Genomic DNA, 26787 nt, shown 5'->3' with positions numbered 1-26787 from the left:
TTTTGCGTCCGGCAGTTCTGTCTGTCGAATTTCAGCCCGTATTCCGCAAGCCCGCCGCGATCCCGTTGATCGCCATGTGGATGCCGCGCCGTTCGCGCTCGTCGGCCTGGCCTTGGCGCCAGCGGCGCACCAGCTCCACCTGCAGGTGGTGCAGCGGGTCGATGTAGGGGAAGCGGTGCTTGATCGAGCGCGCGAGGGCGGGGTTGCCGGCGAGGCGCTGGCGCTCGCCGGTGACCAGGATCAATGCATCCACGGTGCGTTGCCACTCCGCCTCGATGGCGCCGAAGATGCGCTTGCGCAGGCGCGCGTCGGGAACGAGTTCCGCATACCGTGACGCCAGCGCGAGGTCGCTCTTGGCCAGCACCATGTCCATGTTGGACAGCAAGGTGCGGAAGAACGGCCAGTGCCGGTACATCTTCTGCAGCAAGGCCACCGCCTCCTTGCGGTCGCCGCTGGCGACGAAGGATTCCACCGCGGACCCGAAGCCGAACCAGCCCGGCAAGGTCAGGCGGCACTGGCCCCAGCTGAAGCCCCAGGGAATCGCCCGCAGGTCCTCGATGCGTTGCGAGGCCTTGCGCGACGCGGGCCGCGAGCCGATGTTCAGCTCCGCGATCTCGCGGATCGGCGTGGCGCTGAAGAAGTAGTCGACGAAGCCGGGCGTCTCGTACACGAGGCCGCGATAGGCCTTCATGCTTGCCTGCGACAGCGCCTCGGCCGCCTGCAGGAAGGACTTGGGCGCCGGCTTGGTGGGCTGCAGCAAGGTGGCTTCCAGGGTGGCGGCCACCAGGGTCTCCAGGTTGCGCCGGCCGATCTCGGGGTTGGCGTACTTGGAGGCGATCACCTCGCCTTGCTCGGTCAGCCGGATCTGGCCGCGCACCGTGCCGGGTGGCTGCGCCAGGATGGCCTGGTAGCTCGGGCCGCCGCCGCGGCCCACGGTGCCGCCACGGCCGTGGAACAGCCGCAGCTGGATGTTGTGCGAGTTGGCCAGCTGCTCGAACAGTTCCACCAGCGCGATCTCGGCCCGGTACAGCTCCCAGTTGCTGGTGAAGATGCCGCCGTCCTTGTTGCTGTCGCTGTAGCCCAGCATGATGTCCTGCTCCGAGCCGGAGCGCTGCAGCAGCTTCGCGATGCCGGGCAGCGCGTAGAACTCGCGCATGATCGGCGCGGCATTGCGCAGGTCCTCGATGGTCTCGAACAGCGGCACCACGATCAGGTCGGCGATCGCGCCATCGTCGATGGTCCCGCGCATCAGGCCCACTTCCTTCTGCAGGAGCAAGACCTCCAGCAGGTCGCTCACCGTCTCGGTGTGGCTGATGATGTAGTGCCGGATCGCCTGCGGGCCCAGGCGCGCGCGCAGCGCCTGCGCCATCTCGAAGATGGCGAGCTCCTTGCGCGCCAGCTCGCTGTATTCGGCGCCGAGCACCTTCAGCGCGCGGGCGTCCGCCAGCAGCCGCAGCAGCAGCTCGCGCCGCGCCGGTTCCGGCAGCTTCGCGTAGTCGGGCGCGATGCGCGCCACGCGCAGCAGCTCCGCGACCACGGCCTCGTGCTGGTCCGAGCTTTGCCGCAGGTCCACGGTGGCCAGGTGGAAGCCGAACACTTCCACCGCACGGATCAAGGGATGCAGCCGCTGCTGCACCAGCGCCGCGCCGTGGCTGGCCAGCAGCGAGTCGCGCAGGATGCGCAGGTCGCCCAGGAATTCCTCCGCGCTCGGGTAAGGCTGCTGCGGCGGCAGCACGTGGCGCGCCGCGTCGCCGCCGGTGAAGTCCTTCAAGGTGGCGGACAGGCGCGAATACATCCAGTTCACTGCGCGCCGATACGGTTCGTCGAGCCGGTGTTCGTTGGTATCGGGCGAGCTCTCCGCCAGCGCCTTCATCGCCGGCGTCACCGGCACCAGGGTGGCCGATTGCGACAGTTCGGTGCCCAGCCAGAACAGCTCGGTGAGGTAGTGGCGCAGCGCCACTTCGCACTGGCGGCGCAACGCATAGTCCAGGGTCTGGGCGCTCACGTTGGGGTTGCCGTCGCGGTCGCCGCCTATCCATTGCCCCATGCGCAGGAAGCTGGCCACCGGATGGTGCTGGCCCAGTTCCTCTTCCAGCTGGTGATAGAGCTTCGGGATCTCGCGCAGGAAGGTGGCTTCGTAGTAGGAGAGGGCGGTCTCCACTTCGTCGGCCACCGTCAGCTTGGTGAAGCGCAGCAGGCGCGTCTGCCACAGCTGCATTACGCGGGCGCGGATCTGCGCCTCGTTGTTGGCGAGTTCGCGCGGCGCCAGCGCGTCGCGGGGCAGGGCGCGCGCCTTGATCTCGTCGCGTTCCGTCAGCAGCCGCGCGATGTCGCGCTCGGCATCGAGGATGCTCTTGCGCTGCACCTCGGTCGGGTGCGCCGTGAGCACGGGCGACAGGTAGCTGTGGGCCAGGGTCTGCGAGACGGTGCGCGCGTTGATGCCGGCCCAGCGCAGGCGGGCCAGCGCCACTTCGATGCTGCCTTCCTGCGTGTCGCCGGCGCGCTCGTGCACCTGGCGGCGGCGGATGTGGTGGCGGTCCTCGGCCAGGTTGGCCAGGTGGCTGAAGTAGGTGAAGGCGCGGATCACGCGCATGGCCTCGTCCCCCGACAGCGACTTCAGCAGCGACTTCAGCGCGCGGTCGGCCTCCTGGTCGGCGTCGCGCCGGAACGCCACGCTCAACTTGCGGATGCGCTCCACCAGGTCGAACACCTCGGGGCCTTCCTGCTCGCGGATGACGCCGCCGAGGATGCGGCCCAGCAGCCGGATGTCCTCCAGCAATGGGCGTTCGTTGTCCTTGGCGCGCCGCACCGGCGGCTGCGTCGTCGCAGCAGGCATTCGTGGCTCCTGTGGGGGGATGCGGCTGATGCTAGCATCGACCATCCCCTCCCGATTACAAGCAGGTTACGGCCATGGGCCTCTTCACCATCGCAACGCGCGAAAGCCGCCTGGCCCTCTGGCAGGCCGAACACGTCAAGGGCCTGCTCGAACAGCGCGGCCACCAGGTGGCGCTGCTGGGCATGACGACCCGGGGCGACCAGATCCTCGATCGCACGCTGTCGAAGGTCGGCGGCAAGGGCCTTTTCGTCAAGGAACTCGAGACGGCGCTCGAGGAAGGCCGCGCCGATCTCGCCGTGCACTCACTGAAGGACGTGCCGATGGAACTGCCCGAGGGTTTCGCGCTGGCCTGCGTCATGGAGCGCGAGGACCCGCGCGATGCCTTCGTCTCCAACCAGTACGCGCGGCTCGCCGACCTGCCGCAGGGCGCCAAAGTCGGCACCTCCGCCCTGCGCCGCCTGGTGCTGCTGCGCGCGCTGCGGCCGGACCTGCAGATCGAGCCGCTGCGCGGCAACGTCGAGACGCGGCTGCGCAAGCTGGACGAAGGCAACTACGACGCCATCGTCCTGGCCAGGGCCGGCCTCAAGCGACTCGGCCTGGACCACCGCATCCGCCAGGTCTTCGAGCCCTCGGAGATGTTGCCGTCCGCCGGGCAGGGCGCGCTGGGCATTGAGGTGCGCTCCGGGCGCCGCGACGTCATCGAGGCGCTGGCGCCGCTGGAGCATCACGCCACCTGGTTGTGCGTGGCGGCCGAACGGGCCGTGAGCCGCGCCATGGGTGGCAGCTGCTCGATGCCGCTGGCCGCCCACGCCCGTTTCGATGGCGAATACCTGCAGCTCGAAGCGGCCTGGGGCGACCCCGAGCAGGCGGGCAAGCTCGTGCGCGTGCGTTCCGCCGACGTGATCGCGGACCTGGAGCAGGCGGCGGCGCTGGGTACGGCGGTCGCGGCCAAGTTGCGCGCCGCCGGCGCGCACTGACACCCGTCCATGCGCATCGTCGTCACCCGGCCGGCGCAGGAGGCGGCGCGCTGGGTGCAACAACTGCGCGCGTGCGGCCATGAGGCCGTCGCGCTGCCGCTGATGGCCATCCACCCTGCGCCCGATCCGCAAGCGCTGGACGCGGCGCGCGCGGCGCTGGCGCAGTACGCGGCCGTGATGTTCGTCAGCGGCAATGCGGTGCAGGGCCTGCTGGCCGAGGGCATGGCCTGGCCGCGCGGCGTGCGCGCCTGGGCGCCCGGGCCGGCCACGCGCGAGCTGCTGCTGCGCTCCGGCGTGCCCTTCGACGCGATCGATGCGCCGGCCGAGGACGCGCCCCAATTCGATTCCGAAAGCCTCTGGGATCGCGTGCAAGGCCAGTTGCAACGCAGCCAGCGCCTGCTGCTGGTGCGCGGCGCGGGCGCCGATGGGCGATCGCGCGGCCGCGACTGGTTGGCGCAGCAGCTGGCCGCCGCCGGCGTGCAGGTCGACGAGGTCGCGGCCTATGCGCGCGGCCTGCCGGCCTGGTCCGTGGCCGAGCAGGATGTGGCGCGCCAGGCTTCTGGTGACGGCTCGCTGTGGCTGTTCAGCAGCTCGGAAGCGGCGGCCAACCTGGGCGAGCTGCTGCCCGCGCAGGACTGGGCGGCCGCGCGCGCGCTGGTCACGCACCCGCGCATCGCGGCGGCCGTGCGCGTGCTGGGTTTTGGTTACGTGCAGGAAAGCCGGCCCGCACTCGCCGAGGTGATGGCCTCGATAGAATCGAGCCGATGAGTTCGACGCCCGAGATGCCTCCGCCCGAGCTGCCGCCCGCGCTGCCCGTGGCGGCCAGGGTCGGCGCCGCCCCCGCCAGTGCCGCGAGCCCCTTCACGCGCGCGGCGCTGGTCGTGCTGGTGCTGCTGGCCGGCATCGCGCTGCTTTCCAGTTTCCTGCTGTGGCAGAAGCTGGCCAACATCCAGGAGCAGCTCGCCCGCCAGAGCGCCGACACTGGCGCCAACGCGATCGAGGCGCGCGCGCTGGCCCGCCAGGCGCAGGACATCGCCCGCGACACCGCCGCCCGCCAGGTGGTGCTCGATTCGCGCGTGAGCGAGGTCGCCCTGCAGCGCACGCAGCTGGAAGAGCTGATGCAGAGCCTGTCGCGTTCGCGCGACGAGAACCTGGTGGTGGACATCGAATCGGCCCTGCGGCTGGCGCAGCAGCAGGCCCAGCTGACCGGCAGCGTCGAACCGCTGCTGGGCGCGCTGCAGACCGCCGACGCGCGCCTGATGCGGGCCGCCCAGCCGCGCCTGGCGCGCCTGCAGGCCGCGATCGGCCGCGACATCACGCGCCTGCGCGCCGCCAGCGTCACCGACGTGCCCGGCGTGCTGGCCCGCATCGACGAACTGGTGCGCCAGGTGGACGACCTGCCGCTCGCCAACGCCGTGCCGGCCCTGCCGGCTGCCGACAATGCCAAGCGCAAGCCGCCCGCGCCGCCGCCGGCGTCGGCCGCCGCGCAATGGTGGGTGCGCTGGCGCGACAACGTGCTGGAAGAGGCGCGCGGCCTGGTGCGCGTGAGCCGCATCGACCAGCCGGACGCGATGCTGCTGGCGCCGGAGCAGGGCTTCTTCCTGCGCGAGAACCTCAAGCTGAAATTGCTGAACGCGCGGCTGTCGCTGCTGGCGCGGCAGAACGAAGCGGCGCGCGCGGACATCGCCGCCGCCAACGCGGCGCTGTTCCGCTTCTTCGACCCGGCCTCGCGCCGCACCCAGGCGGCGGCCACGCAGCTGCAGCAGGTGCAGGCGGGCGTGCGCACGGCCGAAGTGCCGCGCATCGACGAAACCCTGGCAGCGCTGGCCACCGCCGCGGCCGGCAAGTAGGGGCAGCCGCATGCGCGCCACGCTCTGGCTGCTGGCCCTCTTCGGCATTGCCGTCGCCGGCGCCCTGTTCGCCGGCAACAACCAGGGCACGGTCACCGTGTTCTGGCCGCCCTACCGGGTCGATGTCTCGCTGAATCTCGTGGTGCTGCTGCTGGTGGCGGCCTTCGTGTTCGTGCACGCGGCGCTGCGCGCGCTGGCCGCCCTGTTCGACTTGCCGCGCCAGGCGTTGCGCTGGCGCACGCAGCAGAAGGAGCGCAGCATGCACGCGGCGCTGCTGGACGCGCTGTCGCACATGCTGGCGGGGCGCTTCATCCGCGCGCGCAAGTCGGCCGAGGCGGTGCTGCAGCAGGAAGACGCGCTCGAAGTGGCGGGACAGAAATCGGCCAACGCGGGACAGCTGCGGGCCATCGCCCACCTGCTGGCGGCCGAAAGCGCCCATGCGCTGCAGGACCGCGCCGGCCGCGAGGAACACCTGAAGCTGGCGCTGGAACAGGCCGCTGCGCGCGAAGCGCAGGAGACGCGCGAAGGCGCGCTGGTGCGCGCGGCGCGCTGGTCGCTGGACGACCGCGAGCCCGACGCCGCGATGCAATGGCTGAAAGACCTGCCCGTGGGCGCGGCGCGCCGCACGCTGTCGCTGCGGACCCGGCTCAAGGCTTCGCGCCAGGCCGGCCAGACGCGCGAGGCGATGGAGACCGCGCGCCTGCTGGCCAAGCACCATGCCTTCTCGCCGGTGGCCGCGCGCAGCATCGTGCGCGGGCTGGCCATCGACCTGCTGAACGGCGCCTACGACGTCGCGCAGTTGCAGCGAGCCTTCGCTTCGCTGGAAGCAAGCGAGCGCACGATTCCCGAAGTGGCGATCCATGCCTCGCAGCGGCTGCTGGCGCTGCGCGGCGACCCGGAGCAGGCGCGCGACTGGCTGCTGCCCGTGTGGGAAGCGCAGGGCGCGCTGGGCGAGGCCCTGCAGGTCAAGCTGGCGTGCGCGCTGGAAGAGGCGCTCGATTCGCTGGATGGCACCTGGCTGGCCCGCATCGAGAGCGCGCAGAAGTCGAATCCGCGTGATGCCACGCTGCAATACCTGGCCGGCATGGCCTGCATGAAGCGCCAGCTGTGGGGCAAGGCGCAGCAGCTGCTGACGCAAGCCGCCCTGGGCCTGCAGGACCCGGGTCTGCACCGCAATGCCTGGCGTGCCCTGGCCGAACTCGCGGAACAGCGCGAAGACGGCCAGGCGGCGGCGCTGGCGTGGAAGCGGGCGGCGGGGGAGTAGGCTCTCCGCTGCGCACCTGCCATGACGTTGCAGCATCGCGCGGTGCGCAGCGAGCTGCACACCCCGCATGAGGTCACGAGGTCAAAAGCTCGCTCTCCGCGACGAAATCACGCAGCGCCTGCAAAGCCGCGTCGACCCACGGCCGCAGTTCGGCGCCGTCCGGGAAGTCGCGCAGCACGCGGCAATGCGCGGCCAGCCGGTTGGCGCCGACCAGCCCCGCGGAGCGGCCGATCTCGAAGGCGATGAGCCGGGCGCGCTTCCTTTCATATGGCTGCAGGTGCGGCCACTGCCGCTGCCACGCTTCTTGCGCGACCTGCAGGTCGAACAGCAGTTCGGCGGTCTGTTCGATGAAGGACACGCGCGCCTCGAGGTAGCCCCGGTCGTCGCCCATGAAGAAGGCCTGGACGGCATTCGCGTCGAAGTCCAGGTTGTCACGCAGGCGGGCAGGGCCCAGCCTGCCGTGTTGCACAGCGGTCATCGGTCGGTCCTTGGTGGGAGTGGGAGGGACCGGGCGGTGCTGCATGCCCGGCAGGAGTCTTCCCTGGATGGACCCGGAAGGAACGGCTGGGGTTCCGGCACTTTCCTTGACCAGGCGCAAAGTGCCGATCGCGGCGAAAAGCAGACCTGAAAAGAAAAAAGCCCCGGCCGGCAGGCTGGGGCTTTCTCCGGGGCAGCGCGCCTTAGAAGGGCAACTGCAGGTTGCGCAGGTCGCGGCGGGTTTCCACCAGCACCAGCGGGCCTTCGTCGGCCACCACCGCCGGCGGGCGCTCGCGCGGCACGTGCACCGGCTTCGGCTCGGCGGCGATCGCGGCCTGGGCGGCGGCGATCTTGTCCGCATCCGACAGCACCCACTGCAGGCCCGAGCCTTCCGCGACGTTCTGCAGGTCGGCGACGGGCAGCTGGAAGGACTGCACGCGCGGCATCTTGTTGCGGCTGGCGGCGGCGCTGGGAGCTTCTTGCTTTGCTTCCTTGCGCACCTCGGTGTGCACGGCATGGTGCTCCTCGGGCCGCTGGGCGTGGCCCGCGAACACTTCCTGCTCGGCGGCCGAGACTTCGGCGCCCACCGGCACGTCGGCCGCCGGACGCTCACTGCGCTCGCCACGTTCGCGGCGGTCACGGCCGTAGCGGTCGCGGGAGCGGCGGTCGCCGCGCTCGCGCCGGGCTTCGCCGTCGGCGCCTTCCGGGGCCGGGCGGCTGTCGTCGAAGTGCGTGTGCGACTCCAGTACCGGGTTCGCACCCGGGGGCACGATGGCTTCGGGAGATTCCGTCACCGCGCCGACGGAACCGGCGGCGCCGGCCAGCGCATCGGCCTCGATCGTGCTGCCGTCCTGCGGCTGGCCTTCGCGCGGGCCGCGTTCGCGGCGTTCGCCACGTTCACGCCGGCCATCGCGGCGGTCGCTGCGCTCGCCACGGGGCTGGCGCTCGCCTTGCTGGTCGGGCGCGACGTCCTCGGCGCCGGATTCCGGCGGCGGCTGGTCGCCACGGGCCTCGGCATCCTCGCGCGCCATGCGGCGCTGGCGGGCCTCGAAGCGGTCGCGGCTCTCGCGCGGCTCGCGCTCGAGGTCGTGGCCTTCGCGCGGCTCGCGGGGTTCACGCTGCTCGCGGGCTTCGCGCGGTTCACGCTGTTCACGGCCTTCGCGCGGTTCGCGTTGCTCGCGTGCTTCGCGCGGCTCACGGCCTTCACGCGGCTCGCGTGCCTCACGACCCTCACGTGCCTCGCGCGGTTCACGCTGCTCGCGGCCTTCACGGGCCTCGCGGCCTTCGCGTTGTTCGCGGCCACCTTCACGGCCGCCGCGCTGCTCGCGAGCTTCCCGCGGCTCGCGCTGCTCGCCGCCTTCGCGCTGGCCGCGGCCTTCGCCACGCTCACCGCGTTCGCCCCGTTCGCGACGGCCTTCGCCTTGCTGGCGGCCGCCTTCCGGCCGCTGGCCGGCGGCTTCGGCGCCTTCGCGCTCGCGGCGCGGCTCGCCTTCGCGGCGGCCTTCGCCACGACGCTCGTCGCGGCCACCGCGACCCCCGCGGCCTTCGCCACGGCGGCCACCATCGCGGCGCTCGCCGCGGCCTTCGCCGCGCTTCTCTTCACGCTTGGCTTCCTGGGCCGGAGCCGGCGCGGGCGCCGGTTCGGCCGCGGGCGTCACGCCCAGCAGGCCCTTCAGCCAGGAGAAGAAGCCGGTCTCGGCGGCCTTCGCCACAGGGGCGGGTGCGGCGGTCGGCGCGGGCACCGGCGCGGCCTTGGCCACGGGCGCCTGCACCGGCGGCTTGGCCACCGGCATCGGCGCCGGCGCATCCGGCAGCACGCCCTTGATCACCGGCTCCTGCTTGTTCACGCGCTCGTGCGAGCGGCGCGTGATCGCGGTGGGGTCCTCGATCTCCTCGGCCATGTGGTAGCTGGCCTTCAGGTTGTCGAGGCGCGGGTCGTCGTGCTTCATCCGCTCGAGGCGGTAGTTGGGGGTCTCCAGCGTCTTGTTGGGGACCATCAGCACGCTGACGCGCTGCTTCAGCTCGATCTTGGCGATCTCGGTGCGCTTCTCGTTCAGCAGGAAGGAAGCCACTTCCACCGGCACCTGCACGTGCACCGCCGCGGTCGAATCCTTCATGGACTCTTCCTGGATGATGCGCAGGATCTGCAGCGCCGAGCTTTCCGTGTCGCGGATGTGGCCGTGGCCGCCGCAGCGCGGACAGGGGATGGACGCGCCTTCGGAGAGGGCCGGGCGCAGGCGCTGGCGGCTCATTTCCATCAGGCCGAACTTGGAGATCGAGCCGAACTGCACGCGGGCGCGGTCCTGCCGCAGGGCGTCGCGCAGGCGGTTCTCCACCTCGCGGCGGTTCTTCGACTCTTCCATGTCGATGAAGTCGATGACGATCAGGCCGCCCAGGTCGCGCAGGCGCATCTGGCGCGCCACTTCGTCGGCGGCTTCCAGGTTGGTGCGGGTGGCGGTTTCCTCGATGTCGCCGCCCTTGATGGCGCGCGCCGAGTTGACGTCGATGGACACCAGCGCTTCGGTGTGGTCGATGACGATCACGCCGCCGCTGGGCAGCTTCACCTCGCGGGCGTAGGCCGACTCGATCTGGTGCTCGATCTGGAAGCGGCTGAACAGCGCTGCGTCGTCGCGGTAGCGCTTCACGCGCTGCGCATGTTCCGGCATCACGTGCGCCATGAACTGGTGCGCCTGCTCGTAGATGTCGTCGGTGTCGATCAGGATGTCGCCGATGTCGTGATTGAAGTAGTCACGGATCGCGCGGATCACCAGGCTCGACTCCTGGTAGATCAGGAAGGCGCCCTTGCCGCCCTTGCTGGCGCCTTCGATGGCGGTCCACAGCTTCAGCAGGTAGTTCAGGTCCCACTGCAGTTCCGGGGCGCTGCGGCCGATGCCGGCCGTGCGGGCGATGATGGACATCCCGTTGGGATAGTCCAACTGGTCCATGTTCTCCTTCAGCTCCTGCCGGTCTTCGCCCTCGATCCGGCGGCTGACGCCGCCGCCGCGCGGGTTGTTCGGCATCAGCACGACGTAGCGGCCGGCCAGCGAGATGAAGGTGGTGAGCGCCGCGCCCTTGTTGCCGCGCTCCTCTTTTTCCACCTGGACCAGCAGTTCCTGGCCTTCCTTGATGACGTCGTTGATCCGCGCTTGCGAGACCGGGACGCCGGCGGCGAAGTACTGCTTGGAGATTTCTTTGAACGGCAGGAAGCCGTGGCGGTCTTCGCCGTAGTCGACGAAGCACGCCTCGAGCGAGGGCTCGACCCGCGTCACGACCGCCTTGTAGATGTTGCCCTTGCGCTGTTCGCGCCCTTCGATCTCGATTTCGTAGTCGAGCAGTTTCTGCCCGTCCACGATGGCCAACCGGCGTTCTTCCGCCTGGGTGGCGTTGATCAGCATCCGCTTCATAGCGTTGTCCCTGTCCTTAAACTTTCAACGCGCCGTGAGAGGCGCGGTCTTCAATGCCGGACTAGGTGCTTCGAAACGGAGGGAATTGCCGGAGTGCGGACAGGCGTGCGCGAGCTTTCTAGCTCAGCAACCGTCGCAAGGGCACAGGGATGGGGGCGAGCTTGCGGCGGCGGCCCGCGGCAAAGGCCGCGGACGGGGGAAGGCCGGCAAGGGGCCATGGAGCCTGCATGGCGGGCGCCGGCAAGAGCCAACGCCAGAAAGCCAGGAGGAGCACCATCAGCACTGTTGTTCTCGCTTTGATCCGTCCTCCAGCGTGATGGACGCTGGGGGACATTTATTCCGTTCAGTGTTTCGAAACAGCCGCGCCCAGGGCCGGCAACGCGTGCGCCACGACAGGCTCTGGCCTGGAGTCTGCGCACTGCGATGCCGGTGGCATCGACCTTCCAGCGTCGCCGGTTGCTGGGGCTGGAATAAACTGCCAGCCAAATCAACCACTTACAGCGTCACGCTAGTGAAACAGATTATAGGGGGCAGTCCGCCCCCTGCAAGCGCGGAAGTCAAATTCCTGACCGTGGGCGACGAGTCCGCCGGGCAGCGCCTGGACAATTTCCTCATTCGCGTCCTGAAGGGCGTGCCCAAGACCCATGTGTACCGGATCATCCGCAGCGGCGAGGTGCGGGTGAACAAGGGCCGGGCGGCTGCCGACACCCGGGTCGAGACCGGCGACGTCGTCCGCTTGCCGCCGGTGCGGCTGTCCGAAAGGGCGGCCGAAAAGCTGGAAAAACCGGCGCCCCCCCGGGAATTCCCTGTGTTGTTCGAAGACGACCACCTGCTGGCCATCGACAAGCCGGCCGGCGTGGCCGTGCATGGCGGCAGCGGGGTGAGTTTCGGTGTCATCGAACAGCTGCGCCAGGCGCGACCGCAGGCGAAATTCCTGGAACTGGTGCATCGGCTGGACCGGGAGACCTCGGGCATCCTGCTGGTGGCCAAGAGGCGCTCGGCCCTGACCCATCTGCAGGACCAGTTCCGCGGCCGCGAGACCGGCAAGACCTACCTGGCCCTGGTCGGCGGCGCCTGGCCGGCGTCGAAGAAGGTCATCGACCAGCCCCTGCACAAGTACCTGCTGGCCGACGGCGAGCGGCGGGTCAAGGTGGTCGGCAAGGACGACCCGGACGGCATGCGCTCGGTGACGCTGGTGAAGATCCAGGAGACGCTGCGCGACTACAGCCTGCTGGAAGTGACCATCAAGACCGGCCGCACCCACCAGATCCGCGTCCACCTCGCCAGCGCCGGCCACCCGATCGCCGGCGACGACAAGTACGGCGACTTCGACCGCAACAAGGCCTTGCAGAAGGTTGGCCTCAAGCGCATGTTCCTGCACGCGTGGCGGTTACAGTTCGACCACCCCGCCAGCGGCGAGCGCATCGCCCTGCAATCCCCGTTGCCCGCCGAACTGCAGAAATTCCTGAGCCATGTCCGACCTGCGCCCGCGCCAGTTTGACCTGATCGCCTTCGACTGGGATGGCACGCTCTTCGATTCCACGAAGATCATCGTGCGCTGCATCCAGCAGGCCGTCGCCGACGTCGGCGGTACGGTGCCCAGCGACCAGGACGCCGCCTATGTCATCGGCATGGGCCTCATCGAGGCGCTGGCGCACGCCGCGCCGGACGTGCCGCGCGACCGCTATCCCGAGCTGGGCGCGAACTACCGCCGCCATTACCTGGCGCACCAGGAAGACCTGAGCCTGTTCGATGGCGTGCTGCCCATGCTGCAGGCCCTGCGCGGGCGCCACCATTGGCTGGTCGTGGCCACTGGCAAGTCGCGCCGCGGGCTCAACGAGGTGCTGGGCACCTCGCAGCTGCAGGGCGTGTTCGACGGCTCGCGCACCGCCGACGAGACCGCCGGCAAGCCCGACCCGCGCATGCTGCAGGAGCTGATGCGCGAGTTCGGCACCGAGCCGGAGCGCACGCTGATGATCGGCGACACCACCCACGACCTGCAGATGGCGCTGAACGCCGGCTGCGCCAGCATCGGCGTGAGCTATGGCGCGCACTCCATCGACGGCTTCGAGGCGCTGGCGCCGCGCTCCATCGTGCATTCGGTGGCGGAGCTGCACGCCTGGCTGCTGGAACACGCCTGATGGAAGAAGTGCCGGTGCCCCTGTGCAACTCCGCCGACCTGCAGGACGGCGGGCTGGCCGTGCCTTTCGACGTCGTCTACGGCGGCCAGACCTGCCGCGCCTTCGCCGTGCGCTGGAAAGGCCAGGTGCATGCCTACCTCAATCGCTGCGCGCACGTGGCGATGGAGATGGACTGGCAGCCGAACCGCTTCTTCGACGACAGCGGCGAGTGGCTCCTGTGCGGCACCCACGGCGCCGCCTACCGGCCCGACACCGGCGCCTGTGCCGGCGGCCCCTGCCGCGGCGGCCTGGTGCGCATCGAGCTCTCCGAGGGGGACGGCGTCGTGCGCTGGCATACTGCCTTCAACTTGAAACCTGTCGAGTTCTGAAATGAGCGAACCTGGCTACCCGGAAGACACCCAACCCGCCGCACCGGCCCCCGCGCCCGCCGCGGCCGCGCCCGCCCCTGCCAAGGGCGCGGAGCCGCCCGGTTGGGAGCGCGCCACGATGGAGAAGCTGCTGTTCGCCACGCTGGAGGAGCAGCGCACCGCGCGCCGCTGGCGCGCCTTCGTGCGGCTGGCCTGGCTGGTCTTCTTCATCTTCCTGATCTGGACGCTCACCTATCGCGGCGCACCCAGTTCGGACAAGTCGACGGCGCACACCGCGGTGATCGAGATCGAGGGCGAGATCGGGCCCAAGCAGGAGGCCAGCGCCGAATTCATCCTCGCTGCGGCCAAGGCGGCCTTCGAGGACTCCGGTTCGCAGGCCGTGGTGCTCCTGATCAACTCGCCGGGCGGCAGCCCCGTGCAGGCCGGCATGATCAACGACGAACTGCGGCGGCTGAAGGCCAAGTACAAGAAGCCGCTGTACGCCGTGGTGGAAGAGTCTTGCGCCTCCGCGGCCTACTACATCGCCGTGTCGGCCGACCGCATCTTCGTGGACAAGGCCAGCATCGTCGGCAGCATCGGCGTGCTGATGGAAGGCTTCGGCTTCGTCGGCCTGATGGACAAGCTGGGCGTCGAACGCCGCCTGCTCACCGCCGGCGAGAACAAGGGCTTCCTCGATCCCTTCAGCCCGCAGACCGAGCGCCATCGCGAACATGCGCAGGAAATGCTGAACCAGGTGCACCGCCAGTTCATCGACGTCGTGAAGACCGGCCGCGGCAAGCGCCTGAAGGAGACGCCGGAGCTGTTCAGCGGCCTGTTCTGGACCGGCCAGCAAGCCGTGGAACTGGGCCTGGCCGACCAGCTGGGGAGCCTGGACTACGTCGCCCGCGAGGTCGTCCATGCCGAAGACCTGGTGGACTACACCCGCCGCGAGAATGTGGCGGAGCGGCTGGCCAAGAAGTTCGGCGCTTCGATTGGCGAAGGTGCCGTGCACGCGTTGAGCATCGTTCCGTCTCTTCGCTGAACGCTTGCCGGCGTGGCGATGCTGGGGTCGCTGCGCGAACCCAGCCTACATGCCGATGATGAAAACAGCGGGAGTGTCGTTGCTGACCGGCACGGCCTGCTGTTTCCAAGCCGCGACCGCCGCACTCCGGCATTGCGCTGAAGGCAGGGTCAGCCCACTGGCAAACGCAATGCGCGTCGCAGGCTTCAAGGCTTGCAGCATCCCCTGCCACACCGCCTGGTTGCGATAGGGCGTCTCGATGAAGATCTGCGACTGGCCGGTCCGCAGGGCCAGCGCTTCCAGTTCCTTCAGCCGCTGCGCCCTTGCAGCGGCGTCCTGCGGCAGGTAGCCGACAAAAGCGAAGTTCTGGCCGTTGAGACCGCTGGCAGCCAGCGCCAGCAGCAGCGACACCGGCCCCACCAGCGGCACCACCTGCAAGCCCAGGTCATGTGCGGCTCGCACGACCGAAGATCCGGGGTCCGCAATCGCCGGCATGCCCGCTTCGCTCAGCAAGCCGATGTCGTGCCCCTCGCGCGCCGCCGCGAGCCAGGGCTTGGCGTCGAACGAGGCCGGTCCGTGGTCGCCCTTCTTGTGCACCTCGCGCGGCAACTCCTGGATCACCTGCTGCTGCAAGGGCAGGGCGAGCGGCTTCACCTCGCCCACGCGCTTGAGGAAGGCGCGCGTCGTCTTGGCGTTCTCGCAGATCCAGTGCGTCAGCGACGCGGCAACGGCGATCGTGCCTTCCGGCAGCACCGAGACCAGCGGCACCGCCTCGGCGCAGCCGAAATCCAGCGGCGCCGGAACCAGGTAGAGCCGGCCCATCAGAACGGCCGCAGGCCTGCCGCACGCAACATGCGGCAGGTGCGGATGAGGGGCAGGCCGACCAGCGCCGTCGGATCGTCGCTGTCGATGGAATCCAGCAGTGCGATGCCCAGCGCTTCGCTCTTGGCGCTGCCCGCGCAGTCGTAGGGCTGCTCGGCGCGCAGGTAGGCCTCGATCTCGGAAGTCTCCAGCGCGCGGAAACGCACCCGCACCGGCGCCAGGTCCTGCTGCGCGAAGCCGGTTTCCTCGCACATCACGGCCAGTGCCGTATGGAAGACCACGGTGCGCCCGCTCATGCGCGAGAGCTGCGTCAGCGCATTCGCATGGTTGCCCGGCTTGCCCAGCGCTTCGCCATCCAGGTCCGCGACCTGGTCGGAGCCGATCACGACCGCGCCCGGATGACGCTTCGCCACCGCGGCGCATTTGGCCTCGGCGAGGCGCCGGGCCAGGGCTTCGGGCTGCTCGCCCGGAAGCGGCGTTTCGTCGACGTGGGGCGGCTCCACGGAGAAGGGCAGGCGCAGGCGGGACAGCAGTTCGCGGCGGTAGACGGAAGTGGAGCCAAGCACCAGCGGGCGCGTGGCTGAGTTACGGAGCGGCGTCGACATGGCCCGCATTCTCTTACACTGGATTCATGGCCAAGGACTTCGACCCGCAGCGCCTCGACGTGCGCCGCTTCGCCGAGGAAGGCGCCGAACTCGCCGCTGACGACCCCCTCACACGTTACCCGCGCCTGCTGGCCGAAACCAGCGGCGCCGGCGCCGAGCGCCACGTGCGCTGGAAGGCACGCGGCGAAATGCACAACGCCAACCACGTGCAGCCCGAGATCTGGGTGCACCTGGCGGCGGACGCCACCCTCCCGCTCATCTGCCAGCGCTGCCTGACCCCGGTGGACGTGCCGCTGGACGTGGACCGCTCCTTCCGTTTCGTCGCCGACGAGGCCACCGCCGCCGCGGAGGACGATGAAGCCGAGGAAGACCTGCTGGCGCTCAGCCGCAGCTTCAACCTGGCGGAACTGGTGGAGGACGAACTGCTGATGGAAACGCCGGTGGCGCCGCGGCACGAGGTCTGCCCGCAGCCCGTGAAAATGACCGCGGTCGATCCCGCGTTCGAAGCGGCGGGCGCCGAGAAAGAGAACCCGTTCGCTGTGCTGGGACGGCTCAAGACGGGCGGCAAAGGCTAGGAACACGGCTTTGGGCTATAATCGTGGGCTTCGCGCCAGATGGGCGGGGTATGCTTTGCGGCATGCACCCGAAAATGCCGTCTCGCGTTTCGTCCAACCCATCAACCCCTGGCTGCCTTTGCAAGGTTGCCGGCTGAATCCAGGAGCCCGACATGGCTGTCCAGCAAAACAAGAAGTCGCCTTCCAAGCGCGGCATGCACCGTTCGCACAACGCGCTGAACGTGCCCGGCATCGCCGTGGAGCCGACCACCGGCGAAACCCACCTGCGCCACCACATCAGCCCCACGGGCTTCTATCGCGGCCGCAAGGTCGTGAAGACCAAGAACGACGCCTGATCGTCTTGCATGGCACGAGGCCCGGCTGCGCCGACGCGCGTCCGGGCCTTTGTCTTGTCGGGCCCCTGAATCAGTGCATTTTGGCTCTACAGTGCAGGCCATGACGACGACCTTAGCAGTCGATTGCATGGGCGGCGACCACGGCCCCCGCGTGACGCTCGCCGCCTGCCGGCATTTTCTCGAGGCGCATCCCGAGGCCCAGCTGCTGCTGGTCGGCCAGCCGGATGCGCTCGCCAGCTTCCAGCATCCGCGCGCGCGCGTCGTGCCGGCCACCGAGGTGGTGGCCATGGACGATGCCGTCGAAGTGGCGCTGCGCAAGAAGAAGGATTCTTCGCTGCGCGTGGCCATCCAGCAGGTGAAGACCGGCGACGCGCAGGCCGCTGTTTCGGCCGGCAACACCGGCGCCCTGATGGCCGTGGCGCGCTACGTGCTCAAGACGCTGGACGGCATCGACCGCCCGGCGATCGCTTCCCCCCTGCCCAACGCCAAGGGCGGCTCCACGACCGTGCTGGATCTCGGCGCCAACGTGGACTGCACCGAGCAGCACCTGCTGCAGTTCGCGGTGATGGGCTCCGCCCTGGTGTCCGCGCTGAGCGGCAGCGACAGCCCTTCGGTGGGCTTGCTGAATATCGGCGAGGAAGTGATCAAGGGCAGCGAGGTGATCAAGAAGGCCAGCGAGCTGCTGCGCACGGCGGGCGCTACCGGCGACCTCAACTTCTTCGGCAACGTCGAAGGCAACGACATCTTCAAGGGCACCACCGACATCGTCGTGTGCGACGGCTTCGTCGGCAACGTGGCCCTCAAGAGCAGCGAAGGTGTGGCCTCGCTGATCGTCGGTTTCCTCAAGGAGGAAGCCAGGCGCAACATCTTCACGACGATGGCGGCGATGGCTGCCTACCCGGTGCTGGCGGCGCTGAAGAAGCGCATCGACCACCGCCGCTACAACGGTGCCGCGCTGCTGGGTTTGCGCGGCCTGGTGTTCAAGAGCCACGGCTCGGCCGACGAACTCGGTTTCGAGCATGCGCTCAACCGCGCTTATGATGCGGCCCGGAACAACCTGCTGGACCGCGTCCAGGCCCGCATCGCCCATGCGCGTCCCCTGTTGTCGGGACCCGAAGGCGATGCCCAGCCGCTCGAAGCGGCGACCACTTAGAGAACGATGAGCAGATACTCCCGGATCACGGGCACTGGCAGCTTCCTGCCCCCCAGGCGCGTGACCAACGCCGATCTCGCCGCCCAACTTGCTGCCAATGGCGTCGAGACTTCCGACGACTGGATCGTGGAGCGCACGGGCATCCGTGCGCGCCACTTTGCCGAGGCCGACGTCACCAGCAGCGACCTGGGCGCCGAAGCCGCGCGCCGCGCGCTGCAGGCCGCCGGCCGCGACGCCGCCGAGATCGACCTGATCATCGTCGCCACGTCCACGCCGGACATGGTGTTCCCCTCGGCTGCCGCCATCCTGCAGCACAAGCTGGGCGTCGCCGGCTGCCCCGCCTTCGACGTGCAGGCGGTCTGCAGCGGCTTCGTCTATGCGCTGACGGTGGCCGACGCGATGATCCGCACCGGTTCGGCGAGCAAGGCGCTGGTGATCGGCTCCGAAGTCTTCTCGCGCATCCTCGATTTCAAGGACCGCACCACCTGCGTGCTGTTCGGCGACGGCGCCGGCGCCGTGGTGCTGGAAGCCTCCGAGACGCCGGGCATCCTGGCGTCCGACCTGCATGCGGACGGCAAGCACGTCGGCATCCTCTGCGTGCCGGGCAACGTGTCCGGCGGCGAGGTCACGGGCCGCGCCTTCCTGCACATGGATGGCCAGGCCGTGTTCAGGCTGGCCGTGGGCGTGCTGGAAAAGGCTGCCCGCGCCGTGCTGGAGAAGTCCGGCAAGACGGAAGCGGACATCGACTGGCTGATCCCGCACCAGGCCAACATCCGCATCATGCAGGGCACGGCGAAGAAGCTGAAGCTGCCCATGGACAAGCTGGTCGTGACGGTGGACGAGCACGGCAACACCTCGGCGGCCTCCATCCCGCTGGCGCTGGACGCCGCCGTGCGTTCCGGCAAGGTCAAGAAGGGTGACACCCTCATGCTCGAAGGCGTGGGCGGCGGCTTCACCTGGGGCGCAGTCCTCGTCGATTTCTGAAGGCCGCGCGCGGCCTCCTACCCATACAAGGGACGACACGCATGAAACCGTTCGCTTTCGTCTTTCCGGGCCAGGGCTCGCAGGCCGTCGGCATGCTCGACGCCTGGGGCGACCACCCCACCGTGACGCAGACGCTGCAGGAAGCCTCGCAGGCCCTGGGCGAAGACATCGGCCGCCTGATCAAGGAAGGCCCGAAAGAGGCGCTGGCCCTCACCACCAACACCCAGCCGGTGATGCTGGTGGCTGGCATCGCGGCCTATCGCGCCTGGCGCGCCGAAGGCGGCGCCGAGCCTTCCATCGTCGCCGGCCATTCGCTGGGCGAGTACACCGCGCTGGTCGCGGCCGGTTCGCTGGCGCTGGCCGATGCGGCGCCGCTGGTGCGCTTCCGCGCCCAGGCCATGCAGGAAGCCGTGCCCGTGGGCGTCGGCGCCATGGCCGCCATCCTGGGCATGGATGCCCAGCGCGTGATCGAAGGCTGCGCCGAAGCGGCCCGCAGCTTCGGCGCCAACAGCGGTGAAGTGGTGGAAGCGGTGAACTTCAACGACCCCGCGCAGACCGTCATCGCCGGCAGCAAGGCCGGCGTCGAGAAGGCCTGTGAAATGCTCAAGGGCATGGGCGCCAAGCGCGCGCTGCCGCTGCCGGTCAGTGCGCCGTTCCATTCCAGCCTGATGAAGCCGGCCGCCGAGAAGCTCAAGGAGCGCCTGGCCGCCACCCGCCTGGAAACGCCGACGATCCCGGTGGTGAACAACATCGAGGTGAAGGTCGAGACCGACCCGGACCGCATCCGCGCCGCCCTGTACGAGCAGGCCTTCGGCCCGGTGCGCTGGGTGGAGTGCGTGCGTGCCATCCATGGCCGCGGCGTCGACACCGTCATCGAATGCGGCCCCGGCAAGGTGCTGGCCGGCATGGCCAAGCGCATCGACCCGGCGATCCAGTCGGCAGCGCTGTACGACCCGGCCACGCTGGCCGAGGTGAAGGGGCTGCTGCAATGAGCGCGCACGTGGACATCAAAGGCCAGGTCGCCCTGGTGACCGGCGCTTCGCGCGGCATCGGCGCGGCCATTGCCCTGGAACTGGCCCAGCGTGGCATGAAGGTGGTCGGCACGGCCACCAGCGACGACGGCGCCGCCAGGATCAGCGAAGCGCTGGCGCAGTACCAAGGCTGCAAGGGCGCGAAGCTGGACGTCAACGACGCCAAGGCCGGCGAGGCCCTGGTGGACGCCATCGCCAAGGAACACGGCGGGCTGCACGTGCTGGTGAACAACGCCGGCATCACCCGCGACACCCTGGCCATGCGCATGAAGGACGAGGACTGGGACGCGGTCACCGACACCAACCTGAAGGCGGTGTTCCGGATGAGCCGTGCCGTCATGCGCACGATGATGAAGCAGCGCTACGGCCGCATCCTCAGCATCACCAGCGTGGTGGGCGCCTCCGGCAATCCGGGGCAGGCCAACTACGCGGCCGCCAAGGCGGGCGTGGCCGGCATGACGCGAGCGCTTGCTCGCGAGCTGGGCAGCCGGGGCATCACGGTCAATTGCGTGGCGCCGGGCTTCATCGAGACCGACATGACGGCGGCGCTGCCGGAAGAACAACAAAAAGCCCTGCTGGGCCAGATCCCGCTGGGCCATCTCGGCAAGCCGGCGGACGTCGCCCACGCCGTGGCCTGGCTGGCTTCGCCGCAGGCCGGCTACGTGACGGGACAGGAAATCCACGTCAACGGCGGAATGTACATGGGTTGAGGCCAGACACGGCCTACCCAGCCGGAACGTCCGCGCGGCTTAAAATCGCGGATTCAATCACAACCCTTAGAGGGAACCCATGAGCGATATCGAAGCACGTGTCAAGAAAATCATCGCCGAACAACTCGGCGTGGAAGAGTCCCAGGTCACCAACGAAAAAGCCTTCGTGGCCGACCTCGGCGCCGACTCTCTGGACACGGTGGAACTGGTCATGGCCCTCGAGGACGAGTTCGGCATCGAGATCCCGGACGAAGACGCCGAGAAGATCACGACCGTGCAGAACGCGATCGACTACGCCAGCCAGCACCAGAAGGCCTGAGAGAGCATGAGCATGCGCCGCCGCGTCGTCGTGACCGGCCTGGGCTGCGTCAGCCCGGTGGGGAACACCGTCGCCGAGTCCTGGGCCAACCTGCTGGCCGGGAATTCCGGCATCGACCTGGTGAAGTCCTTTGATGCCTCCACCCTGTCGGTGCGGTTTGCCGGCGAGGTGAAGGGCTTCAGGATCGAGGACTACATCCCCGAGAAGGAGGCGCGGCACATGGACCGCTTCATCCACCTGGGGCTGGCTGCCGCCTGCCAGGCGGTGGAGGATTCCGGCCTGCCGACCGGTGAAGCACTCGGCGACGAACTGGCCACGCGCATCGGCGTGAACATCGGCTCGGGCATCGGTGGCTTGCCGAACATCGAGCAGACCCACACGGAGCTGATGAACCGCGGCCCCCGCCGCATCTCTCCCTTCTTCGTGCCGGCCTCGATCATCAACATGATCTCGGGCCACGTGTCGATCAAGTACGGCTTCAAGGGCCCCAACATCGCGGTGGTGACGGCCTGCACGACCGGCCTGCACGCCGTGGGCACGTCCGCCCGCATGATCGAGAGCGGCGACGCCGACATCATGGTGGCCGGCGGCGCGGAAAGCTGCGTCTCGCTGCTGGGCATCGGCGGCTTTGCCGCGGCCCGGGCGCTGTCCACGCGCAACGACGACCCGAAGACGGCCTCCCGCCCCTGGGACAAGGACCGCGACGGCTTCGTGCTGGGCGAGGGCGGCGGCGTGCTGGTGCTCGAGGAATACGAGCATGCCAAGAAGCGCGGCGCCAGGATCTACGCCGAGGTCGCCGGCTTCGGCATGAGCGGTGACGCCTTCCACATGACCGCCCCCAACGTCGACGGCCCGCGCCGCTCGATGGTGATGGCGCTGCAGAACGCCGGCGTCAACGCCGACCAGGTGGACTACGTCAATGCGCACGGCACTTCCACGCCGCTGGGCGACATCAACGAGACGAACGCCATCAAGCTGGGGCTGGGCGAGCACGCGAAGAAGACGGTGGTGAACTCCACCAAGTCGATGACCGGCCACCTGCTGGGCGGCGCCGGCGGCATCGAATCGGTCTTCACCGTGCTGGCGGTGCACCACCAGAAGAGCCCGCCGACCATCAACATCTTCAACCAGGACCCCGAGTGCGACCTGGACTACTGCGCCAACACGGCGCGGGACCTGAAGATCGACGTGGCCGTGAAGAACAACTTCGGCTTCGGCGGCACCAACGGTACGCTGGTGTTCAAGCGCATCTGACCTGCCCCGCAAGCACGGGCCGACTGACCCTCGCATGCATGCCGCCCCATCGGTGAACTACCCGGTGGGGCGCAGCCGCTTCGCCGGCGCCCTGCTGGCCGGCGCCTGGCTGCTGGGGGCCTTGGCGCTCCTGGCCTGGACGCTGCAGGCGCAGGCCCCGGGCTGGCGCCAGCTGGCCGCCTCCTTGCTGCTGGCCGCCTGCGGCGCCGCGGCCCTGGCCGCCTGGTGGCAGTCCCCTGCCGGCTTCCTGGCCTGGGACGGCGCCGGCTGGCGCTGGACGGCCGCCGGCCAGCCGGACGAAGCCGGCCAGCCCGAACTCACCCTCGACCTGCAATCCCATCTCCTCCTGCGCTGGACTCCGGCGGCGGCGGGGCGCCGGCGCTGGTTGTGGGCAATGCGGGACGCGGCGCCGTCCCACTGGAATGCGCTGCGCCGTGCGATATATTCGCGCTCCAACACCGCGGCGGCCCAGGGGCCGGAGCCGCCGGTGGCAGAACGATGAACAAGACTCCCGCGGCCCCCGCACCTTCGTCCGCCGATACCGACCTGCAGCTGGTCGAGCGCACCGTCGCGGGCGACCAGAAGGCCTACGAGCTGCTGGTCGTGAAATACCAGCGCCGCATCGAGCGCCTGATCGGCCGCATGGTGCGCGACACCGACCTGGTCGAGGACATCGCCCAGGAAACCTTCATCCGCGCCTACCGCGCGCTCGCCCAGTTCCGCGGCGAGGCCCAGTTCTATACCTGGCTGTACCGGATCGCCGTCAATACTGCGAAAAAAGCTTTGGTCGACCTGAAGCGGGATCCCGTCGTCTCCGAGAGCGCCCTGAGGGGCGGCGATGATGACGAAGAAACTTCCGGCGTGGAGAACGAACTAACCTCCGCGGAAACACCGGAGACGGTGCTGGCCGCGAAGGAAATCGCTGCCACGGTGAACTCTGCCATGGAGGCCCTTCCCGACGAACTGCGCCAGGCGGTGACGCTGCGCGAGATCGAGGGACTGAGCTACGAAGAGATCGCCGAAGTGATGAATTGCCCGATCGGCACCGTGCGATCCCGGATCTTCCGGGCGCGCGAGGCGATTTCGGCCAAGGTGAAGCCCCTGCTGGAGAATCAGTCGGGAAAGCGGTGGTGAGATGGACGAATTGGAAAAACTGGATCGACGGGAACTGATTTCGGCGCTGGCCGACGGGCAGCTGCGCGGCGAAGGCTTCGCGCGCGGCGTGGCCGTGGCGACCAGCGGCGAGGGCCGTTCCACCTGGGAAGCGTATTGCGTGATCGGCGAGGTGCTGCGCACCGGGCAGTCGCACGCGGGCAGCGCGCCCGGGGACTTCCTGGCGAAACTGCAGGCGCGCCTGGGCGAGGAACCGGCGCGGCCGGCCGCGCCCGCGGAAACGAGCATCCGCGCCCGCGAGGACGCGGCGAACGACTGGCGCTGGAAGCTGGCGGCTGGCTTTGCCTCCGTGGCGGCCGTGGCCGCGATCGGCTGGAACGTGTGGGGCACCGCCGGCGGCAATGGCGCCGCGGGGCCGCAGCTGGCCGTCGCGCCGTCGCCTGCGTCCGGCGTGATCCCGGTGGCTGCCGCCGCCGACCCGCGCAGCGCCCCGATGATCCGCGACCCGCGCCTGGACCAGCTGCTGGCCGCCCACCGCCAGTTCGGTGGCGCCACCGCGCTGCAGACCTCCTCCGGCTTCCTGCGCAACGCCACCTTCGAGGGGCCGAACCGCTGATGAGCCGCACGGCCGTCCTGCCCTTTCGCGTCGCCCGCCTGCGCCTGGCCCATGGCCTGCTGGCGCTCTGCGCCTTCGGCGCCGTGGGGCTCGCGGCCCATGCGGCGCCGCCAGCTGCCCGCGAGGGCAAGGAGCGCACCGTCAACGAGTGGCTGCAGCGGATGCAGAAGGCGTCCTATAACCGCAGCTACATCGGCACCTTCGTCGTCTCCTCCAGCACCGGCGCCATGTCCAGTGCGCGCATCTGGCACGCCTGCGACGGCCAGCGCCAGGTGGAGCGGGTGGAGTCGCTGTCGGGCGCGCCGCGCCAGACCTTCCGCCGCGACGACGAAGTCCTGACCTTCGTGCCCGAGAGCCGCACGGTCCGCAGCGAGCAGCGCGAATCGCTCGGCCTGTTCCCCGAGCTGCAAGACCCGGCCGACACCACCATCGCACAGTTCTATGCCGCCCGCCGCGTCGGCAACGAACGCGTGGCCGGCTACGACGCCGACGTCGTGCAGCTGGCGCCCAAGGATTCGCTGCGTTTCGGCTACCGTATCTGGAGCGAGAAGAAGAGCGGTCTGGTGGTGAAGCTGCAGACGCTGGACGGCGACGGCAACGTGCTGGAGCAGGCCGCATTCTCCGAACTGCAGCTGGATGCGCCGGTGCGCATCAGCAAGCTGTCGCAGATGATGGCCGTGCCCGAGGGCTGGCGCGTCGAGAAGACGCAGGCGCAGAAGACCACGGCTGCGGCCGAGGGCTGGTCGCTCAAGGCCAGCGTGGCCGGCTTCCGGCCCCAGAGCTGCTACAAGCGGCCCGCCGAAGGCGTGCTGCAGTGGATCTTCTCCGACGGGCTCGCCTCGGTCTCTCTGTTCGTCGAAGCCTACGACCCGAGCCGCCACCAGCAGGAAGGCGTGTTCGCCAGCGGCGCGACCCACACGCTCACGCGCCGCGTGCAGGACTGGTGGGTGACCGCCGTGGGCGAGGTGCCCGCGCAGACGCTGAAGACCTTCGCGCTCAGCCTTGAACGCAAGCGCTGAGCGCTTCCCGGACGGGCGGCGCGGCAGATGCGCCATTCGCTGACGTTGAACCAAACCCAGCGGGCGTATTCTCAGCTATTACGTTTCCTGAGCGCTTCTGGAGAGGTCTTTATGTCCGCTATGGATTGGAAGAAGGTGCGCGGGCTCGCGCTGGCCGCCTCGCTGGCCGTGACCGGCGCGGCCACGCTGGTGCCCTTGCCGGCGCCCGCGCAGTCGGCCCCGCAACCGCGTTCGCTGCCCGATTTCACCGAGCTGGTGGAGCAGGTGAGCCCCGCCGTCGTCAACATCCGCACCCTCGAGCGAGGGCGCGCCGGCGCCAACGGCCAGATGGACGAGGAGATGCAGGACTTCTTCCGGCGCTTCTTCGGCGTCCCCGCGCCGCAGACTCCCAACAGCCCGCGCGGGCAGCGGCCCAACCCGCCCCGCGGCGACCGGGGTGATCGTGGTGGTGGCGGCGGCGGCGGTGGCGGTGGCGGTGGCGGTGGCGGCGGCGGCGGCGACAACGACGAGGAGCAGCCGCGCGGCGTCGGCTCCGGCTTCATCCTCACCGCCGACGGTTACGTGATGACGAACGCCCACGTGGTGGAGGGCGCCGACGAAGTGATGGTCACGCTCACCGACAAGCGCGAGTTCAAGGCCAAGATCATCGGCTCGGACAAGCGCAGCGACGTGGCGGTCGTGAAGATCGAAGCCACCGGCCTGCCGGCCGTGCGCTTCGGCGACGTCAGCAAGCTGAAGGTGGGCGAATGGGTGATGGCCATCGGCTCGCCCTTCGGCCTGGAGAACACCGTCACGGCGGGCATCGTCAGCGCCAAGGGGCGCGACACCGGCGACTACCTGCCCTTCATCCAGACCGACGTCGCGATCAACCCCGGCAACTCCGGCGGCCCGCTGATCAACATGCGTGGCGAGGTGGTCGGCATCAACAGCCAGATCTACTCGCGCTCGGGCGGCTTCATGGGCATCTCCTTCGCGATCCCGATCGACGAAGCCACCCGCGTCGCCGAGCAGCTGCGCGTGAGCGGCCGCGTGCAGCGCGGGCGCATCGGCGTGCAGATCGACCAGGTCTCGCGCGACGTCGCCGAATCGCTGGGCCTGGGCCGCCCGCAGGGCGCGCTGGTGCGCAGCGTCGAGACCGGCTCGCCGGCCGACAAGGCGGGCGTGGAAGCGGGCGACATCATCACCAAGTTCAACGGCCAGGTGATCGACCGCGCGACCGACCTGCCGCGCCTGGTGGGCAACACCAAGCCGGGCAGCCGCGCCAATCTCACGGTGTTCCGCCGCGGCGGCACCCACGACCTGAACGTGACGGTCGCCGAGTTCGAGGCCGACAAGCCCGCCATGCGGCCCGCGCGCGCGACGCCGGAGGACAAGCCCAAGGCTGCGTCGCCCGCGGCTGCCTCGCTGGGCCTGACCGTGAGCGAACTCACCGATGCGCAGAAGCGCGAGCTGCACGTGAAGGGCGGCGTGAAGGTCGACTCCGTCACCGAGAGCGCGCAGCGCGCCGGCATCCGCGAGGGCGACATCATCGTGGCGATCGGCAACACGGACATCAACAGCGTCAAGGAGTTCGACGCCGTGATCGCCCGCGTCGACAAGAGCAAGGCCATCCCGGTGCTGCTGCGCCGGGGCGAGCTGGCCACCTACCTGGTCATCCGGCCGGCCCGGGGTTAACCCGCAAGCGAAATCCGTAAAGCCCCAGGCCCCGAGTCGGGTTTGGGGCTTCGCTTTTGGGGCACTGGTCAAAAAAAGACAGGCGGCAGAAAAAAAGTGGTGAGCGGTTTCTCCCAGGCTGCTGGTTGGCAGGCGCTAACTTGAAGCCGTCCTTAACAACGCCAGCGGATAGAATCTGGGGCAAGACGCCGGTATTGAGGCATATCGAACTGGCCACTCACCACGATGCGAGATGGTTTTGGGCTATCCCCGGCACATCC

At 69.4% G+C, this 26787-nt stretch carries 26 protein-coding genes; 21 read left to right on the top strand and 5 right to left on the bottom strand.

Annotated features, from left to right (window positions below):
* Window positions 1–31: 31 nt before the first annotated feature.
* On the bottom strand, window positions 32–2836 hold the full coding sequence (ppc, locus tag HHL11_RS24475; RefSeq protein WP_169421163.1) for a phosphoenolpyruvate carboxylase: 2805 nt from the start codon (window positions 2834–2836) through the stop codon (window positions 32–34).
* Between the two features lie 74 nt (window positions 2837–2910).
* Here ppc and hemC point away from each other — a divergent pair, with 74 nt between their 5' ends.
* From hemC to HHL11_RS24455, 4 genes are read left to right on the top strand one after another with little or no spacing between them, the layout of a single operon-like run.
* Complete coding sequence (hemC, locus tag HHL11_RS24470; RefSeq protein WP_169421162.1) at window positions 2911–3813, top strand: hydroxymethylbilane synthase; 903 nt, start codon at window positions 2911–2913, stop codon at window positions 3811–3813.
* A gap of 9 nt (window positions 3814–3822) precedes the next feature.
* The gene (locus tag HHL11_RS24465; RefSeq protein WP_169421161.1) at window positions 3823–4581 is read left to right on the top strand and encodes a uroporphyrinogen-III synthase; all 759 of its coding nucleotides are present in this window, start codon (window positions 3823–3825) and stop codon (window positions 4579–4581) included.
* Window positions 4578–5663, top strand: coding sequence for a uroporphyrinogen-III C-methyltransferase (locus tag HHL11_RS24460; protein ID WP_169421160.1), 1086 nt, complete (start codon window positions 4578–4580; stop codon window positions 5661–5663). The genes HHL11_RS24465 and HHL11_RS24460 overlap by 4 nt, the downstream gene beginning before the upstream one ends.
* A 10-nt stretch (window positions 5664–5673) precedes the next feature.
* Complete coding sequence (locus HHL11_RS24455) at window positions 5674–6927, top strand: heme biosynthesis protein HemY (RefSeq protein WP_169421159.1); 1254 nt, start codon at window positions 5674–5676, stop codon at window positions 6925–6927.
* A 73-nt stretch (window positions 6928–7000) separates the two neighbouring features.
* On the opposite strand, the gene HHL11_RS24450 is transcribed toward HHL11_RS24455, so the two are convergent.
* Together HHL11_RS24450 and HHL11_RS24445 are read right to left on the bottom strand one after the other, a co-directional pair.
* Entirely contained in the window at window positions 7001–7405 is a 405-nt protein-coding gene (locus tag HHL11_RS24450; RefSeq protein ID WP_169421158.1) for a hypothetical protein, read from the bottom strand.
* A 202-nt stretch (window positions 7406–7607) separates the two neighbouring features.
* A complete protein-coding gene (locus HHL11_RS24445; RefSeq protein ID WP_169421157.1) occupies window positions 7608–10808 on the bottom strand; it encodes an Rne/Rng family ribonuclease in 3201 nt (1066 codons plus the stop codon).
* 511 nt (window positions 10809–11319) lie between these two features.
* On the opposite strand from HHL11_RS24445, the gene HHL11_RS24440 reads away from it, so the two are divergent.
* From HHL11_RS24440 to HHL11_RS24425, 4 genes are read left to right on the top strand one after another with little or no spacing between them, the layout of a single operon-like run.
* The gene (locus tag HHL11_RS24440; RefSeq protein WP_342593266.1) at window positions 11320–12309 is read left to right on the top strand and encodes an RluA family pseudouridine synthase; all 990 of its coding nucleotides are present in this window, start codon (window positions 11320–11322) and stop codon (window positions 12307–12309) included.
* Window positions 12281–12949, top strand: coding sequence for an HAD family hydrolase (locus HHL11_RS24435; RefSeq protein WP_169421156.1), 669 nt, complete (start codon window positions 12281–12283; stop codon window positions 12947–12949). The genes HHL11_RS24440 and HHL11_RS24435 overlap by 29 nt, the downstream gene beginning before the upstream one ends.
* Window positions 12949–13317: a Rieske (2Fe-2S) protein gene (locus HHL11_RS24430; RefSeq protein ID WP_205964541.1), complete on the top strand. Its 369-nt coding sequence runs from the start codon at window positions 12949–12951 to the stop codon at window positions 13315–13317. Before HHL11_RS24435 ends, HHL11_RS24430 begins: the two co-directional genes overlap by 1 nt.
* Window position 13318: 1 nt before the next feature.
* Window positions 13319–14338 (top strand): S49 family peptidase, encoded by a 1020-nt coding sequence (locus tag HHL11_RS24425; RefSeq protein WP_169421155.1) that lies wholly within the window; start codon window positions 13319–13321, stop codon window positions 14336–14338.
* A 45-nt stretch (window positions 14339–14383) separates the two neighbouring features.
* Here HHL11_RS24425 and HHL11_RS24420 read toward each other — a convergent pair whose 3' ends face one another.
* Window positions 14384–15139: an SAM-dependent methyltransferase gene (locus HHL11_RS24420; protein WP_169421154.1), complete on the bottom strand. Its 756-nt coding sequence runs from the start codon at window positions 15137–15139 to the stop codon at window positions 14384–14386.
* Window positions 15139–15744, bottom strand: a complete 606-nt coding sequence (locus HHL11_RS24415) for a Maf family nucleotide pyrophosphatase (RefSeq protein WP_169421153.1) — start codon at window positions 15742–15744, stop codon at window positions 15139–15141. Before HHL11_RS24415 ends, HHL11_RS24420 begins: the two co-directional genes overlap by 1 nt.
* 26 nt (window positions 15745–15770) lie before the next feature.
* Here HHL11_RS24415 and HHL11_RS24410 point away from each other — a divergent pair, with 26 nt between their 5' ends.
* From HHL11_RS24410 to HHL11_RS24350, 13 genes are all read left to right on the top strand, one after another.
* The gene (locus HHL11_RS24410) at window positions 15771–16319 is read left to right on the top strand and encodes a YceD family protein (protein WP_169421152.1); all 549 of its coding nucleotides are present in this window, start codon (window positions 15771–15773) and stop codon (window positions 16317–16319) included.
* A 152-nt stretch (window positions 16320–16471) separates the two neighbouring features.
* Entirely contained in the window at window positions 16472–16654 is a 183-nt protein-coding gene (gene rpmF, locus HHL11_RS24405; RefSeq protein ID WP_169421151.1) for a 50S ribosomal protein L32, read from the top strand.
* Window positions 16655–16754: 100 nt separating this feature from the next.
* The gene (gene plsX / locus HHL11_RS24400) at window positions 16755–17807 is read left to right on the top strand and encodes a phosphate acyltransferase PlsX (protein ID WP_169421150.1); all 1053 of its coding nucleotides are present in this window, start codon (window positions 16755–16757) and stop codon (window positions 17805–17807) included.
* Between the two features lie 6 nt (window positions 17808–17813).
* Window positions 17814–18791, top strand: a complete 978-nt coding sequence (locus tag HHL11_RS24395; protein WP_169421149.1) for a beta-ketoacyl-ACP synthase III — start codon at window positions 17814–17816, stop codon at window positions 18789–18791.
* 41 nt (window positions 18792–18832) lie between these two features.
* Window positions 18833–19783 (top strand): ACP S-malonyltransferase, encoded by a 951-nt coding sequence (gene fabD / locus HHL11_RS24390; RefSeq protein WP_169421148.1) that lies wholly within the window; start codon window positions 18833–18835, stop codon window positions 19781–19783.
* Window positions 19780–20532, top strand: coding sequence for a 3-oxoacyl-ACP reductase FabG (fabG, locus tag HHL11_RS24385; protein WP_169421147.1), 753 nt, complete (start codon window positions 19780–19782; stop codon window positions 20530–20532). Before fabD ends, fabG begins: the two co-directional genes overlap by 4 nt.
* Window positions 20533–20611: 79 nt before the next feature.
* Entirely contained in the window at window positions 20612–20851 is a 240-nt protein-coding gene (gene acpP, locus HHL11_RS24380) for an acyl carrier protein (RefSeq protein WP_169421146.1), read from the top strand.
* Window positions 20852–20863: 12 nt separating this feature from the next.
* Window positions 20864–22105, top strand: a complete 1242-nt coding sequence (fabF, locus tag HHL11_RS24375; protein ID WP_169421241.1) for a beta-ketoacyl-ACP synthase II — start codon at window positions 20864–20866, stop codon at window positions 22103–22105.
* Between the two features lie 34 nt (window positions 22106–22139).
* Complete coding sequence (locus tag HHL11_RS24370; protein WP_169421145.1) at window positions 22140–22607, top strand: hypothetical protein; 468 nt, start codon at window positions 22140–22142, stop codon at window positions 22605–22607.
* Window positions 22604–23239 (top strand): RNA polymerase sigma factor RpoE, encoded by a 636-nt coding sequence (rpoE, locus tag HHL11_RS24365; protein ID WP_169421144.1) that lies wholly within the window; start codon window positions 22604–22606, stop codon window positions 23237–23239. Before HHL11_RS24370 ends, rpoE begins: the two co-directional genes overlap by 4 nt.
* Window position 23240: 1 nt before the next feature.
* Window positions 23241–23834, top strand: a complete 594-nt coding sequence (locus HHL11_RS24360; RefSeq protein ID WP_169421143.1) for a sigma-E factor negative regulatory protein — start codon at window positions 23241–23243, stop codon at window positions 23832–23834.
* Entirely contained in the window at window positions 23834–24853 is a 1020-nt protein-coding gene (locus HHL11_RS24355) for a MucB/RseB C-terminal domain-containing protein (RefSeq protein WP_169421142.1), read from the top strand. The genes HHL11_RS24360 and HHL11_RS24355 overlap by 1 nt, the downstream gene beginning before the upstream one ends.
* 111 nt (window positions 24854–24964) lie before the next feature.
* On the top strand, window positions 24965–26527 hold the full coding sequence (locus HHL11_RS24350; protein ID WP_169421141.1) for a DegQ family serine endoprotease: 1563 nt from the start codon (window positions 24965–24967) through the stop codon (window positions 26525–26527).
* Window positions 26528–26787: the final 260 nt, after the last annotated feature.

Source organism: Ramlibacter agri, from assembly GCF_012927085.1.
GTDB lineage: Bacteria > Pseudomonadota > Gammaproteobacteria > Burkholderiales > Burkholderiaceae_C > Ramlibacter > Ramlibacter agri.
The sequence above is the reverse complement of the archived record's forward strand: the minus strand, read 5'-3'. Positions and strand labels throughout refer to the sequence as shown.